General features: G+C 64.0%; 12 protein-coding genes. 9 read left to right on the top strand and 3 right to left on the bottom strand.

The genetic code is table 11. The features are described from left to right. The first annotated feature begins 131 nt into the window (after positions 1-131). The 3 genes from C2U70_RS31130 (at position 132) to C2U70_RS31120 (ending at position 3,529) form a co-directional block, all read left to right on the top strand. Positions 132-1,106 (top strand): NADPH:quinone oxidoreductase family protein, encoded by a 975-nt coding sequence (locus C2U70_RS31130; RefSeq protein WP_140982456.1) that lies wholly within the window; start codon positions 132-134, stop codon positions 1,104-1,106. Between the two features lie 367 nt (positions 1,107-1,473). Further along, a complete protein-coding gene (locus tag C2U70_RS31125; protein WP_140982455.1) occupies positions 1,474-2,340 on the top strand; it encodes a hypothetical protein in 867 nt (288 codons plus the stop codon). Positions 2,341-2,362: 22 nt separating this feature from the next. Then, positions 2,363-3,529, top strand: a complete 1,167-nt coding sequence (locus C2U70_RS31120; protein ID WP_140982454.1) for a TAXI family TRAP transporter solute-binding subunit — start codon at positions 2,363-2,365, stop codon at positions 3,527-3,529. Between the two features lie 7 nt (positions 3,530-3,536). Here the strand turns inward: C2U70_RS31120 and C2U70_RS31115 are convergent, their stop codons facing one another. Beyond that, on the bottom strand, positions 3,537-3,914 hold the full coding sequence (locus C2U70_RS31115; protein WP_140982453.1) for a YkvA family protein: 378 nt from the start codon (positions 3,912-3,914) through the stop codon (positions 3,537-3,539). 92 nt (positions 3,915-4,006) lie between these two features. Beyond that, positions 4,007-4,300, bottom strand: a complete 294-nt coding sequence (locus tag C2U70_RS31110; RefSeq protein WP_140982452.1) for a 4a-hydroxytetrahydrobiopterin dehydratase — start codon at positions 4,298-4,300, stop codon at positions 4,007-4,009. A 150-nt stretch (positions 4,301-4,450) separates the two neighbouring features. On the opposite strand from C2U70_RS31110, the gene C2U70_RS31105 reads away from it, so the two are divergent. From C2U70_RS31105 to C2U70_RS31095, 3 genes are all read left to right on the top strand, one after another. After that, positions 4,451-5,899 carry a TAXI family TRAP transporter solute-binding subunit gene (locus tag C2U70_RS31105; protein ID WP_140982451.1) on the top strand — a complete coding sequence of 483 codons (1,449 nt, stop codon included), beginning with the start codon at positions 4,451-4,453 and terminating at the stop codon, positions 5,897-5,899. 178 nt (positions 5,900-6,077) lie between these two features. Then, the gene (locus tag C2U70_RS31100; protein WP_140982450.1) at positions 6,078-7,619 is read left to right on the top strand and encodes an alkaline phosphatase D family protein; all 1,542 of its coding nucleotides are present in this window, start codon (positions 6,078-6,080) and stop codon (positions 7,617-7,619) included. Between the two features lie 110 nt (positions 7,620-7,729). Beyond that, positions 7,730-8,449: a hypothetical protein gene (locus C2U70_RS31095; RefSeq protein WP_140982449.1), complete on the top strand. Its 720-nt coding sequence runs from the start codon at positions 7,730-7,732 to the stop codon at positions 8,447-8,449. 3 nt (positions 8,450-8,452) lie between these two features. Here C2U70_RS31095 and C2U70_RS31090 read toward each other — a convergent pair whose 3' ends face one another. Further along, complete coding sequence (locus C2U70_RS31090) at positions 8,453-8,833, bottom strand: response regulator (RefSeq protein ID WP_140982448.1); 381 nt, start codon at positions 8,831-8,833, stop codon at positions 8,453-8,455. Positions 8,834-9,019: 186 nt separating this feature from the next. Between C2U70_RS31090 and C2U70_RS31085 the strand changes: the two genes are divergently transcribed. From C2U70_RS31085 to C2U70_RS31075, 3 genes are all read left to right on the top strand, one after another. Beyond that, positions 9,020-9,790, top strand: coding sequence for a Crp/Fnr family transcriptional regulator (locus C2U70_RS31085; RefSeq protein WP_186294581.1), 771 nt, complete (start codon positions 9,020-9,022; stop codon positions 9,788-9,790). Between the two features lie 338 nt (positions 9,791-10,128). Further along, entirely contained in the window at positions 10,129-11,955 is a 1,827-nt protein-coding gene (typA, locus tag C2U70_RS31080; RefSeq protein ID WP_140982446.1) for a translational GTPase TypA, read from the top strand. 198 nt (positions 11,956-12,153) lie between these two features. Beyond that, a complete protein-coding gene (locus tag C2U70_RS31075; RefSeq protein ID WP_140982445.1) occupies positions 12,154-13,401 on the top strand; it encodes a flavin monoamine oxidase family protein in 1,248 nt (415 codons plus the stop codon). Positions 13,402-13,430: the final 29 nt, after the last annotated feature.

Below are 13,430 nucleotides of genomic sequence, written 5' to 3'. Positions count from 1 at the left end.
CGCTGCGCTCGCAATGACGTGAGGATAGGCCTTCGCATCGCCTTGCGTAAAGAAACCGGATTGTGGCCTGTCGCCAAATCCGGCAAAACCGGGCCAACTATAATTCCACTCGAAACGCCCCAGGTGCCGCCATGAAAGCCATCCTCTGCTCGCAATACTGCCAACCCGACGATCTCGTTCTGGCTGACGTGCCGGATCCGGTGGCAGGTCCCGGCGAGGCCGTGATCGCGATCAAGGCGGCGGCGCTGAACTTCTTCGACATCCTGATGATCCAGGGCAAGTACCAGATCAAGCCGCCGTTCCCGTTCTCGCCGGCGGCGGAAGTCGCAGGCGTGATCGAGAGCATCGGCCCCGGTGTGAGCGATCTCAAGGTCGGTGATCGCGTCGTGGCGTCCTGCGGCCATAATGGCGCGCGCGAGAAGATCGCGCTGCCCGCAGCATCGATCGTGAAGATCCCCGACAATCTCGACTATGACCGCGCCGCGGGCATCATCATCATCTACGGCACCGCGCTGCATGCGCTGGAAGATCGCGCGAGCCCGAAGCCGGGCGAGACGCTCGCCGTGCTGGGCGCTGCCGGCGGCACCGGCCTTGCGGCTTGCGAGCTCGGCAAGCTTCTGGGCTTGAAGGTGATCGCCTGTGCGTCATCGGACGAAAAGCTCGAATTCGCCAAGGCGCATGGCGCCGAGCTGACGCTCAACTACGCCAAGGAAGATCTGAAAGAGGGCCTGCGCAAGCTCACCCATGGCAAGGGCGTCGACATCATCTTCGATCCCGTGGGCGGCGCGTATGCCGAGCAGGCACTGCGTTCGATCGCCTGGGAAGGCCGCTTCCTGGTGATCGGCTTTGCCGCCGGCGACATTCCAAAGATGCCGCTCAATCTCGCGCTGCTGAAGGGCTGCGACATCCGCGGCGTGTTCTGGGGCGCCTGGACGCGGCTCAACCCGGAAAAGAACCGCGCCAATCTCGAGAAGCTCGTAAAGTGGACCGCGGAAGGAAAAATCTCTTCCCATGTCGACCGCACCTTCCCGCTGGCGCAGACCGCCGATGCATTGAAGGTACTCGCCGGACGTCAGGCCATGGGCAAGGTGATCTTGCATCCCTGAGTCACAGACGGTGTCTGTCCGGCACCGTCGCCACATTCGACTGTCGTCGCCCGGCTTGACCGGGCGACTTGTAACTTGAGCGCGCTCTCCACCAATCAAAGCCGCTTATTCTTGCGCAGCGTTTTGCCGCTCCCACATGGTAAATCCGCCATCAACCACCGCGCGCAAAATTGTGGTGCGCTCCGCGGCATCGCCCCAATCAAACCCAAATATTTCCTGATTCGCGCAAATCGCCGTCGTCTTTTGGGCTGATTCAGACGGCGATTTACCGGTTCCAGTTTGCGGGGCGCTGCTGGACAACAAGAATAAGAAACGGCCCGACAGGGACCTGCCCCAGCGTTGCGTCTGTATTTTGGGGAGCATCACCATGGAGACGACGGCCCACCGTCCGTCCGTGACGTCGAGGGCGTTCGACGCCGCACACGACACCACCGATCCGCAAGCCATGCCGTATCATCTGGCACGCGCTGACCGGACCGACCTATCACCACACGATCCGATGCCGCTGTTCCTGTCCGATCCGAACGGCGCGCCCGATCCGCAGGAATTTGCACCGCGCAACGCGCGGCCGCGCGCCCGCCTCGCCACGCAGATCGTCGCGAGCGTGCTCGCGGCAAGCGCCATCGCGGTGCTGGTCGCGCTATTTCAGGGGGACGTCAGCCGCCTCCTGCCGGTCAACAGCGGCGCCTGGGTCAGCAGCGTGATGGCGAACCAGCAGGCTGCGCCTTCACCCAACTCGCCGCCGGCCCGCCAGACTCCGCTGAAGGATCCGGCGCGCGTATCGAATCCGATGCAGCTCGCGAGCGCTGACACGAAGGATGTCAGCACACCGGCCGCGCCAAGTCGCGAGGCAATCGCGAACGCCTACCAGACTGCGCTGCAGTCGCAGGCGCCGCTGCCGGTAGCCATGCCAGCCGCCGCCGCTCCACCGCCTCCGCCCGCGCAAGCAAAGACGCTCGATGCCGATACGCTCGCGGGGCTGATGACCCGCGCGAAAAGTTTGATCGGCATCGGCGACATCGCGGCCGCACGGTTGCTGCTTGAGCGCGCGGCGAATGCGCAGGATGCGACCGCGGCCTTCATGCTCGGGCAAACCTTCGATCCCGCGGTGCTTGGCACCAGGGACACACGCAGCATCACCGCAGATCCGGCCGCCGCGCGCGACTGGTACCAGAAAGCGGCGCAGCTCGGCTCGGCGGAAGCCCGGCAGCGCCTCACTCAGCTTCAAAACTAAGACCTACCTAGCAGGGGACACGATGCATCACTTCTCGAGGATGGCGCTTGCCGCCATGATGATGGTCTGCGGCTCCGCCGCGCACGCCGCCGAACAGACCGAATATGATCCGAGCAAGGTTTCGGACAGCCTGAAGGCGATCTTCCAGTTCGGCTCGACATCGACCAAGCAGGCACTCAACGCCAACACGGTGACGCTGATCACCGGCACCATTGGCGGCACCTATGTACAGTTCGGGGCGGACCTCGCCTCCGTGCTCGACGACGGCAACAAGTTGCGCGTATTGCCGATCGTCGGCCGCGGCTCGGTCCAGAGCGTCGCCGACATCCTGTTCCTGCAGGGCGTCGATCTCGGTGTCGTGCGCGCCGACACGCTCGACTATCTCGAGCGCAAGGGCTTTGCGAAGGACATCAAGAAGCAGTTCACCTATGTGACAAAACTCTACAATGAGGAGATGCAGGTGATCGCACCGAAATCGGTCGCGACCCTGAAAGACCTCGAAGGCAAGAAGGTGAGCGTCGACCTGCCCAATGGCGGCACCTTCGTCACCGCGCTCACGGTGTTCGAGCGGCTCGGGATTAGAGCGAACTTCGTCTATATCGAGCAGCGTATCGCGATGGAGAAGTTGAAGGCCGGCGAGATCGACGCCGTGATCGTGGTCGGCGGCAAGCCGTATAAGTCGGTCTCGACCTTCGCCAATGACGGCCGTTTCCATCTCGCCGCTGTCGACTATGCAAAGCCGCTGCAGAGAGATTATCTGCCGGCGTCGCTGACGGCAAAGGACTATCCGAACCTGATCAAGGACGGCGAGACCGTCGATACGATCGCGGTGCCCGCCGTGCTCGCGGCCTATAACTGGGCGCCGAACACCGAGCGCTATCGCAAGATCGCGCAGTTCGTGGATGCCTTCTTCACGAAATTCCCGACGCTGCAGAATCCGCCGTTCCATCCCAAATGGAAGGAAGTCTCGCTCGCGGCACCGCTGTCGGGTTGGAACAGGTTGCCGGTCGCCCAGCAATGGCTCGACAGCCACGGCGTCGAGCCGGTCGCGCGGCAGCGTTTTGAGGCCTTCCTGAAGCAGAATCCGGCGGCAGCGAAAGTGGTGCAGTCTGAGACGGACAAGGAAGCGCTGTTCAAGCAGTTCCAGGCCTGGGAAGCGGAGAACGGGAAGGCGCAGGCGCGGAAGTAGCGCGTGCCTATTCCGTCGCGTCCTCCACACCACGCTTGAGCGCGGCGCGGGCGGCTTCGCGGTGCTCCGAGGTGATGTTGCTGGCGACGAGCTTGATGGCCGTCGCCAGTATCGCGGCATCGTCGGTGAAGCCGAGCACCGGCAGCACGTCGGGAACGAAGTCGAACGGCAGGATGAAATAGGCGATCGCGCCGAGCAGCGACGCCTGCACATGCCGCGGCGTCTGCTTGTCGAAAGCACAATAATAGGCGGCGAGCAGATCTTCGGCGAACGGCAGGTGCGCCGCGACGCGCTTCGCCTTGCGCCAAAATCTGCGACGCACGCCTTCGCGATCTTCCGCGAGCCGGTCGGCCGGCTCGAAGCCGACACTGTGTTCGGCAGCCATGGTCGAAAACTCCCCGTTCAGCCCGACGCGGCCGATGGCCGCATCCGTCGTCGTTCACAAGATGGGGATTGACCGACGCCCTGCAAGTCGTCTTAGGCCTTGGCGATGGCGTTCATGGCCTTTGCCAGTTCGATGTCCAGCGCCGTGACACCGCCGGCATCGTGCGTTGCCAGCACCACCTCTACCGTCTTGTAGACATTACGCCATTCCGGGTGGTGATCCATCTTCTCGGCGACCAGGGCCGCGCGCGTCATGAAGCCGAAGGCCTCGTTGAAATCCCTGAATGTGAAGGTCTTGGCGATCGCTTCGCGCCCCTGGATCTCGGCCCAGCCGGGCAGGCCGCCCAGCGCCTGCTTGCGTGCTTCCGACGACAACCGCTCTGCCATGACCGCCTCCATTCTTCAGGGGAACTTTACCCTAACACCCGGCTGACGCCCGGGTTCATCCGGATTTCCTCCATCCGCTAACCATGACGTAGATGTAACCCCGGCAGGCAAGAAATTTGCTACAATTGTGGGCGTAGCTACCGGGTCAAGATGAAACCGGGCCTGAAACGACTGTTTGGGAGATCGATGACCGGGGGTACCAACCTGGCCGACATACCCGTGCCGACGTCGCCGCGATCGGCGGCGCGGAAGACCATGCTTGTCTCGCTCGCGCTTGTACTCGCCATCATCGGCACGCTGGTCGGCGGCTACTATTTCGCGATGCGGCCGGTAACGCTGAAGATTGCGGTCGGACCCGCCAATAGCGATGACGTCAAGGTGGTGCAGGCGCTCACGCAAGCCTTCGTGCAGAGCAAGGGCTATGTGCGGCTGCGTCCCGTGCAGACCGAGGGTGCGACCGCCAGCGCCGAGGCGATCGCGCAAGGCAAGGCCGATCTCGCCATCGTTCGCGGCGACCTCGACGTCCCCAAGAATGCGCAGGCCGTCGCGACGCTCCGCAAGAATGTCGTCGTGCTCTGGGTGCCGCCGCCCGGCAAGGGCAAGAAGAAGGGCCCCAAGATCACCAAGATCGCGCAGCTCGCCGGCCACAAGGTCGGCGTGGTCGGCCGCACCCAGGCCAACGTCAATCTGCTGAAGGTGATCCTGCAACAATATGGGGTCGATCCCGCCAAGGTGGAGATCGTGCAATTCCCGGCGAACGAAGCTGCCGAGATGATCCGCGGCCAGAAGGCCGATGCCTATCTCGCCGCCGGCCCCGTCAACAGCAAGATCACCTCCGACGCGATCGCCGCCTCGACCAAGGACGGCGGCGTGCCGACCTTCCTCGCGATCGACTCGGCAGAGGCGATCGCACAAAATCATCCGGTCTATGAGGCGGCCGAGATTCCGGCCGGCACCTATGGCGGCTCGCCCGACCGCCCCGAGGACGAGGTCAAGACGATCAGCTTCGCGCACCACATCGTGGCGCGCAAAGGCCTGTCGGAAACCACCGTTTCGATGTTCACGCGGCAGCTCTTCGCCGTGCGCCAGCAATTGGTGACGGAATTCCCGCTCGCGGCGAAGCTCGAAACGCCCGACACCGACAAGGATGCCGTGATTCCCGTGCATCCCGGCGCCGCCGCCTTCGTCGACGGCGAAGAGAAGACGTTCCTCGACAAATACAGCGATTACATCTGGTGGAGCCTGATGGCGCTCTCCGCCATGGGCTCGGTCGGCGCGTGGTTCGCGGGCTATCTGAAGAAGGACGAGCGCGACAACAACAGCCATCTGCGCGAACGCCTGCTGGATATGATCGTGGCGGCCCGCAAGAGCGAGACAGCCGACGAGCTCGATCAGATGCAGACCGAGGCCGACGAGATCTTGCGCGACACGCTGCACTGCTTCGACCACGGCGCGATCGAGGAAGGCGCCCTAACCGCATTCAACATCGCGCTCGATCAATTCCATGCGGCGGTCGCCGACCGCAAGGCGGTGCTATTGAGTCTGCCGCAAAACCTGCAGCGCGCCGGCGCGCAGTTCCGGGCGGCCGGCAACGCGTAAGACGTTGCCCGCGTAATCGCTGCGTCATACTGTCCCAATATAGCTTGTTCGGTCATTCCGGGCGATGCGACGGGACCGCGCAAGCGCGGCCCGGAGCATCGAATCCGGAATCTCGAGATTCCGGGTCTGGTCCTTCGGACCATCCCGGAATGACGATGCTTCAACCAGCGAATCCCACATGAAAATCAATCTCCCTCGCCGCCGTTTCCTCTCCAGCAGCGCCGGTGCGCTTGGCGCCATCGCGATGCCAAACCTGTCGCGCGCGGCCGACCGGCCGCTGATCAGCCATGGCGTGCAGTCCGGTGACGTCAGCGTTGACGGCGGCGTGGTCTGGGCGCGCGCCGATCGGCCCTCGCAAATGCTGGTCGAAGTGGCGACGACGGAATCATTCAAGGACGCCCGCGCGCTGCCACCGATCGCGGCACTGCCCGAAAGCGACTTCACAGCCAAGATGCTGATCGAGGATCTGCCTGCCGGTCAGGACATCTTCTATCGCGTCCGCTTCCGCGATCTCTCCTTCACGGCCGCCGAGAGCGAGCCGGTGCTCGGCCGCTTCCGCACCGCGCCGGCCGATCGCCGCGACGTCAGCTTCGTCTGGGGCGGCGACGTCGCCGGCCAGGGCTGGGGCATCAATCCCGATGATGGCGGCATGTTCACCTTCTCGACCATGCGCAAGCACCGTCCGGATTTCTTCCTGCATTCCGGCGACACGATCTATGCCGACGGCCCGATCCAGCAGGAGGTGAAGCTGGCGGACGGCAAGATCTGGAAGAACGTCACCATCCCGGAGAAGGCGAAGGTCGCCGAAACCCTCGACGAATTCCGTGCCGCCCACAAATATAACTTCACCGACGACAACGTCCGCGCCTTCAACGCCGACGTGCCCATCTTCGTGCAGTGGGACGATCACGAAGTGACCAACAACTGGTCGCTGTCGAAGGAGCTGCCGGCCGCTTACAAGGAGCGCAACATCACGCTGCTGGCGGCGCGGGCTGCGCGTGCCTTCCACGAGATGTATCCGATGCGCGAGAGCATCGTGGAGCCGGGCCGGGTCTACCGCCAGATTTCCTACGGCCCGCATCTCGACGTCTTCATGCTGGACGAGCGCAGCTATCGCGGCGCCAACGGCCCGAACCTGGAAACGTCTTACGGTCCTGCCAGCTACTTCCTCGGCCCGGACCAGATCGCCTGGCTGAAACGCGGCCTGCTCAATTCACGCGCGACCTGGAAGGTGATCGCCTCCGACATGCCGCTCAGCCTCATCGTGGCCGATACCGCCAAGGGCGGCTCGGAAGCGATTGCCCAAAGCGACGGCCCACCGCGCGGCCGCGAGCTGGAGATCGCCGACATCCTGCGTTTCATCAAGATGGCGCCGATCAGGAACACGGTGTGGCTCACCGCCGACGTGCATTACGCCGCCGCGCATTACTACGATCCGAACAAGGCGCAATTCCAGGAATTCGACCCGTTCTGGGAATTCGTCTCCGGTCCGCTGCACGCCGGCACATTTGGACCCAACAAGCTCGACAACACTTTTGGCCCCGAGGTGCGCTTCATCAAGGCGCCGGAGCCGGGCCAGGCCAATCTGCCACCGTCCGCCGGCATGCAGTTCTTCGGTCACGTCAAGATCGACGGCGCGAGCGGGCAGATGACGGTGACCTTGCGCGACCGCGCCGACGTCGCGCTGTGGTCGACCACGCTCGACCCGAAGCCGGCTTAAATCCGGCGCCGGATGGCGTGAACCATCCGGCCAGCTCAGACGACCATTGCAGGCCCATCCCGTTCTCGGGACGGGCCTGATTTCGTTTGGATCGTTTTCGAGTTGAAACCGTGCTTTTGAGCCGCCGATCGATCGTCATTGCGCTCCTGCTGACCCAGGCACCGTTCGCCTGGGCGCAAGTCCCGGATAAGGACAAGGCCACGCTGGTGCGCGAGGCCATTGCGTCGGCTTACGGCAAAGCGCTCACCGCTGAACTTGGAAAGTCGCTGCGCACGAATGCCGATCCGGCATGTCTGGCCGAGAAGGGTTTGAACGCCGACCAGCTCGAGCCGCGCGGCCGTGACCTCATCATCAAATGGGGGACGCGGATGAGCGAGGGCACGATGGCCATCATCGAGGAGGCTAACTCGGCGAACCCCTTCGCGGGCACCGCCGAACTCGAGAGCCTGAAACGCAACGCCGACGTGAAGCGCTATCTCGCGATCGAGGAGCCGCTGCGGCAGGCGAAAATCCTCGATCTGATCTTTGAGCATTTCGACCGCTATAACATCATCAGCCAAGTGAAGCTGGGCGGGGTTCATCCGCTTGGCACCGGCAACGAAGCCTTGCTTCGTCTCGATCCGAGCGAGGCAAGCGAAGCTGCCGCGGAGAAATTCGTCGAGAAGAACCGCTCGAAAGCGCTCAAGCGCTTCCTGGAGCTGTCCGAGCAAGCAGCCGTCGCGCAACGTGCGGCAATCAAGACGGTCAAGACTCCGCCGCCGCTGCCCTACGAATTCTTCAAAGGCGTCGAAAACGATCTCGCCGAGCTCTGCATTCGCACCGGCAAGTAATCATCACGGCGCGCGCGTCAGCAGCGCCGCTTCCAGCGCATCGCTCGAGCAAGGCTTCTGCAGCCGCTGGATCTGGCCGAATTGCGCCGGAATGCTTGCCTCGGCGCCGTAGCCCGTGACGAACACAAAACGGATCTTCAGCGCCGTCAACCGCTCTGCGATCGCAAAGCTCTTCTCGCGAACCAGCTCGACGTCGAGCAGCGCGAAATCCGGCGCGCGCGTCTCGATCTCCTGAAGCGCGCGCGCGACCGACGGGACCGTGCGCACCTGCTTCACGCCGAAACCGAGCAGGCGGTCCTCGAAATCGATCGCAATGATCGGGTCATCCTCGACGAGCAGGACGTCGGCGGGACATTCAGAACTGTCCGGAAAAACGGGTTCCATGATCTCACTGATTACCGGCTGCATTTTTTGCCTGTCTGGACAGCCGCTGTCCGACACCTGCGTCCAGCGCATCGGAGGGTTCCCGGAACGAAACTCACCACATCATCGTTCTCGCGTCTGTCCACTTGTGCACACAGATTGCGAACGGAACTCGCTAGTTTGGAGAAGGGAGAAGGGGAGTTTTCGATGGACGCGCATATCGGCAAGACAACCGAAATTACCAACAGACCCTACAATAATCTGCTGCGACGCTTGAACGACGCGGACTACGCGCTGATCGCACCGCATGTGACGGTCGAGACGGCAGGCGCCAACGACCTGCTCTACAATCCCGGCGACGATGTCCAGGTCGTGCACTTTCCCTGTGGGCCGGCGCTCGCGACGTTTCTGGTGGCGAACGAAGACGGCCGCGACGTCGAGACCATTTTGGTCGGGCGCGAGGGCGCCGTCGGCGGCATCGTCAGCGAGGGTTTCCTCCCGGCCTACACCCGCATCATCGTGAAATTCGGCGGGCCGTTTGCGCGCATTCACGTCGGCAAGCTGGATGCAGCGAAGGCGAGGTCGAAAACGCTGAGCAACATCTTTGCGCGCTACGCCGATTGCATGCTGGCCCAGATCTTTCAATCGACCGCGTGCAACGCCATCCACTCGATCGAGCAGCGCACCGCCAAATGGATTTTGGCCGCGATGGAGCGCACCGACGGCAAGGACAGCGTGCCCCTGACCCATGAGCAGCTCGCCACGCTCCTTGGCGTCGGACGCAGCTATGCGAGCCGGGTGATCCAGTCGTTCAAGGCCGAGGGCGTGCTCGAGACCCGGCGCGGCTCGATCCTGGTGCGCAACCGCGACGGCCTGCGCATGCGCGCCTGCCTGTGCAACGACGCCGTCAAAGCCCATTTCGAGGACGTGCTGCGGGGCGTCTATCCCACGGAGGAGCCGCCCCCACGCCGGGCCTGAGGGCGGGCTGCCGAACAAGAGCTCGAAAACAACCCCATGCACAGTAGGAACGGCGGGCCGGGGTGATCTGGCCGGAATCACCCGGCCGGGGCGCTAAGCCCCGGGAATCAACGGGCAAAATTCAGTCAACCAACCCGCAAAGAACCCGTTGTTTTTTGACGGTTTTTGCATATATTGCGCCGCAAACGCGCAAGGTGTGCCCGGCTCTATGGCCGGGCTTCCCTTTTTGGGCGAGAGAGGCCCCGTTTTTCACGTTTTCAGCGTTGTTCCCGCGAAGAGGTCCCGGTCTGACCGGCGAGATCGCGCTTAACCCATTGTTCGAACGCAAAGAAGCTCACATGAATCTCCGCAACGTTGCCATCATCGCCCACGTCGACCACGGCAAGACGACCCTGGTCGACCGCCTCCTCCAGCAGTCGGGCACGTTCCGCGAGAACCAGAAGGTCGCCGAGCGCGCCATGGACTCCAACGATCTGGAGCGCGAGCGCGGCATCACCATTCTGGCCAAGGCGGCCTCGGTGCAGTGGAAGGACACCCGCATCAACATCGTCGACACCCCCGGTCACGCCGATTTCGGCGGCGAGGTGGAGCGCATCCTCAACATGGTGGACGGTGCCCTGGTGCTGGTCGACGCCGCCGAAGGCCCGCTGCCGCAGACCAAATTCGTGGTCTCCAAGGCGTTGAAGGTCGGCCTCAAGCCGATCGTCGTCATCAACAAGGTGGACCGCCCCGACGCGCGGCCGACCGAAGTCATCAACGAAGTGTTCGACCTGTTCGCGGCACTCGACGCCAGCGAGGAGCAGCTCGACTTCCCGATTCTGTACGGGTCGGCCAAGCAGGGCTGGATGGCCGAGAGCCCCGAGGGTCCGAAGGACAAGGGCATGGAGCCGCTGTTCGACCTGATCCTGCGCCACGTCGCGCCGCCCAAGGTCGAAGAGGGTCCGTTCCGCATGATCGGCACCATCCTCGAAGCCAATCCCTATCTCGGCCGCATCATCACCGGCCGCATCACCTCGGGCGTGCTGAAGCCGAACCAGACGGTGAAGGTGCTCTCCGCCGACGGCAAGCAGATCGAGACCGGCCGCATCAGCAAGATCCTCGCCTTCCGCGGCATCGAGCGCACGCCGCTGGAGGAAGCCGAAGCGGGCGACATCGTCGCCATCGCGGGCCTGACCAAGGGCACCGTCGCCGACACCTTCTGCGATCCCAGCGTCGAGGTGCCGCTGATCGCGCAGCCGATCGATCCGCCGACCGTGTCGATGTCGTTCATCGTCAACAACTCGCCGCTCGCGGGCACCGAAGGCGACAAGGTGACGAGCCGCATGATCCGCGACCGCCTGCTGCGCGAAGCCGAAGGCAACGTCGCGCTGCGCGTGGTCGAAGCTTCCGACAAGGACGCGATGGAAGTCTCGGGCCGCGGCGAATTGCAGCTCGCGATTTTGATCGAGACCATGCGCCGCGAGGGCTTTGAGCTCTCGGTGTCGCGCCCGCGCGTCGTCTACCAGAAGGACGAAGCCACCGGCGCGACCATGGAGCCGATCGAGGAAGTCGTCATCGACGTCGACGAGGAGCACTCCGGCGTCGTCGTGCAGAAGATGAGCGAGCGCAAGGCCGAGCTGATCGAGATGAAGCCCTCGGGCGGCAACCGCCTGCGCCTGGTGTTCTACGCGCCGACCCGCGGCCTGATCGGCTATCAGGGCGAGCTGCTCACCGACACCCGCGGCACCGCGATCATGAACCGCCTGTTCCACGGCTATGCGCCGTACAAGGGCGAGATCCAGGGCCGCCGCAACGGCGTGCTGATCTCCAACGAGCAGGGCGAAGCCGTCGCCTACGCCATGTTCAAGCTGGAAGATCGCGGCCCGATGATGATCGAGCCGGGCTGGAAGGTCTATCGCGGCATGATCGTCGGCGAGCACACCCGCGACAACGACCTCGAGATCAACGTGCTGAAGGGCAAGCAGCTCACCAACATCCGCACGACCTCGAAGGATGAAGCGGTGCGCCTGACCCCGCCGATCCGCATGACGCTGGAAAAGGCGCTCGCCTATATCGAGGACGACGAACTCGTCGAAGTCACTCCGAAGTCGATCCGCCTGCGCAAGAAGCACCTCGACCCGAACGAGCGCAAGCGCGCGGAAAAGGCCAAGGAAGCGGTGGCGTAAGAGAGGTCTCGCGCCCCGGATGCTGCGCAGCACGAAGTGATGCGCTGCTGATCCGGGGCCCATGACCTCTCACTGCTCGTCCGTTGCTTGGGTCCCGGCTCGGCGCAGCAGCGCAAGAGCGCTGCAGCGCGTCCGGGACACGATAGCCGCATATCTGTCCGGCTTCAGCACGCCCAGCGAACGTGCTAGAGCCGCCCTATGACCACCCTCCCCTCCTCCGTCGACGTCGCGATCATCGGCGCGGGCGCAGCCGGCCTTGGCGCGGCGCATGCGCTGCGCGGCTCCGGGCTCTCCGTGATCGTGCTGGAAGCGCGCGACCGTCTCGGCGGACGTGCATGGACGGTGCAGGCCTCGCCTGACGTGACCTTCGACGTCGGCTGCGGCTGGCTGCACTCCGCCGAGCACAACTCCTTCGTCCCGATCGCTAACGAACTCGGCTTCGAGCTCAACAAGGATCTGCCGCCCTGGCGCGAGCGCGCCTATGGCAACGCCTTTCCGCAAACCGAACGCGACGACTTTATGCGCGCACTCGATCGCTTCTACGATCGCATGAGTGAAGCAGCGGGAACCGAGGAGGATCGCCCGGCGACCACGTGCCTCGAACCTGGCAATCGCTGGAATCCGATGATCGACGCGATCTCGACCTATGTGAATGGCTGCGAGCTCGACGAGGTCTCGATCCACGACTGGGACGCCTATGAGGACACCAACACCAATTGGCGCGTCCGCCGCGGCTATGGCGCGCTGATCGCCGCCTATGGCGCGCCCTGTCCGGTCGCGTTCAATTGCAACGTCACGCTGATCGATCGTTCCGGGAAACGTCTGCGCATCGAGACGTCGCTGGGCACGCTTGCCGCCGACAAGGTGATCGTGACGGTGCCGACCAACCTCATCGCCGACGAAGCCATCCGCTTCTCGCCGGCGCTGCCGGCAAAGGTCGACGCCGCACGCGGCCTGCCGCTCGGCGCCGACGACAAGGTGACGCTGGCGCTTGATGACGCCGAGGTCTTTCCCAAAGAAGCGAACCTTCGCGGCGCCACGATGCGCACCAAAATGGGCACCTATCACATCCGCCCGTTCGGCCAGCCCTGCATCGAAGGTTTTTTCGGCGGAGCGTTTGCCCGCGAGCTGGAAGCCGCCGGCGACGGCGCCATCGCCGCCCACAGCATCGACGAGATCGCAGGCTTCCTCGGCAACGATATCCGCCGCAAGCTAAGGCCGTTGCGGGAATCGCGCTGGACGGCCGACCCCTTCGCGAGAGGCTCCTACTCGCACGCCTTGCCCGGCCATTCCGATGACCGTGCGGTGTTGGCGGCGCCGGTGGATGGGCGGTTGTTCTTTGCGGGCGAAGCGACGTCGCCGAACTTTTTCTCGACGGCGCATGGGGCAAGAGACAGCGGGGAGCGGGCGGCGAAGGAAGTGTTGGCGACGTTCGCGAAGCGCTAACCCTAGCGTTGTCCCGGCGAAGGCCGGGA

The sequence above is a fragment of the Bradyrhizobium guangdongense genome (assembly GCF_006483445.1).
Taxonomy (GTDB): Bacteria; Pseudomonadota; Alphaproteobacteria; order Rhizobiales; family Xanthobacteraceae; genus Bradyrhizobium; species Bradyrhizobium guangdongense_A.
Note: the sequence above shows the minus strand (reverse complement) of the source record. Positions and strands in the feature narration are given on the sequence as shown.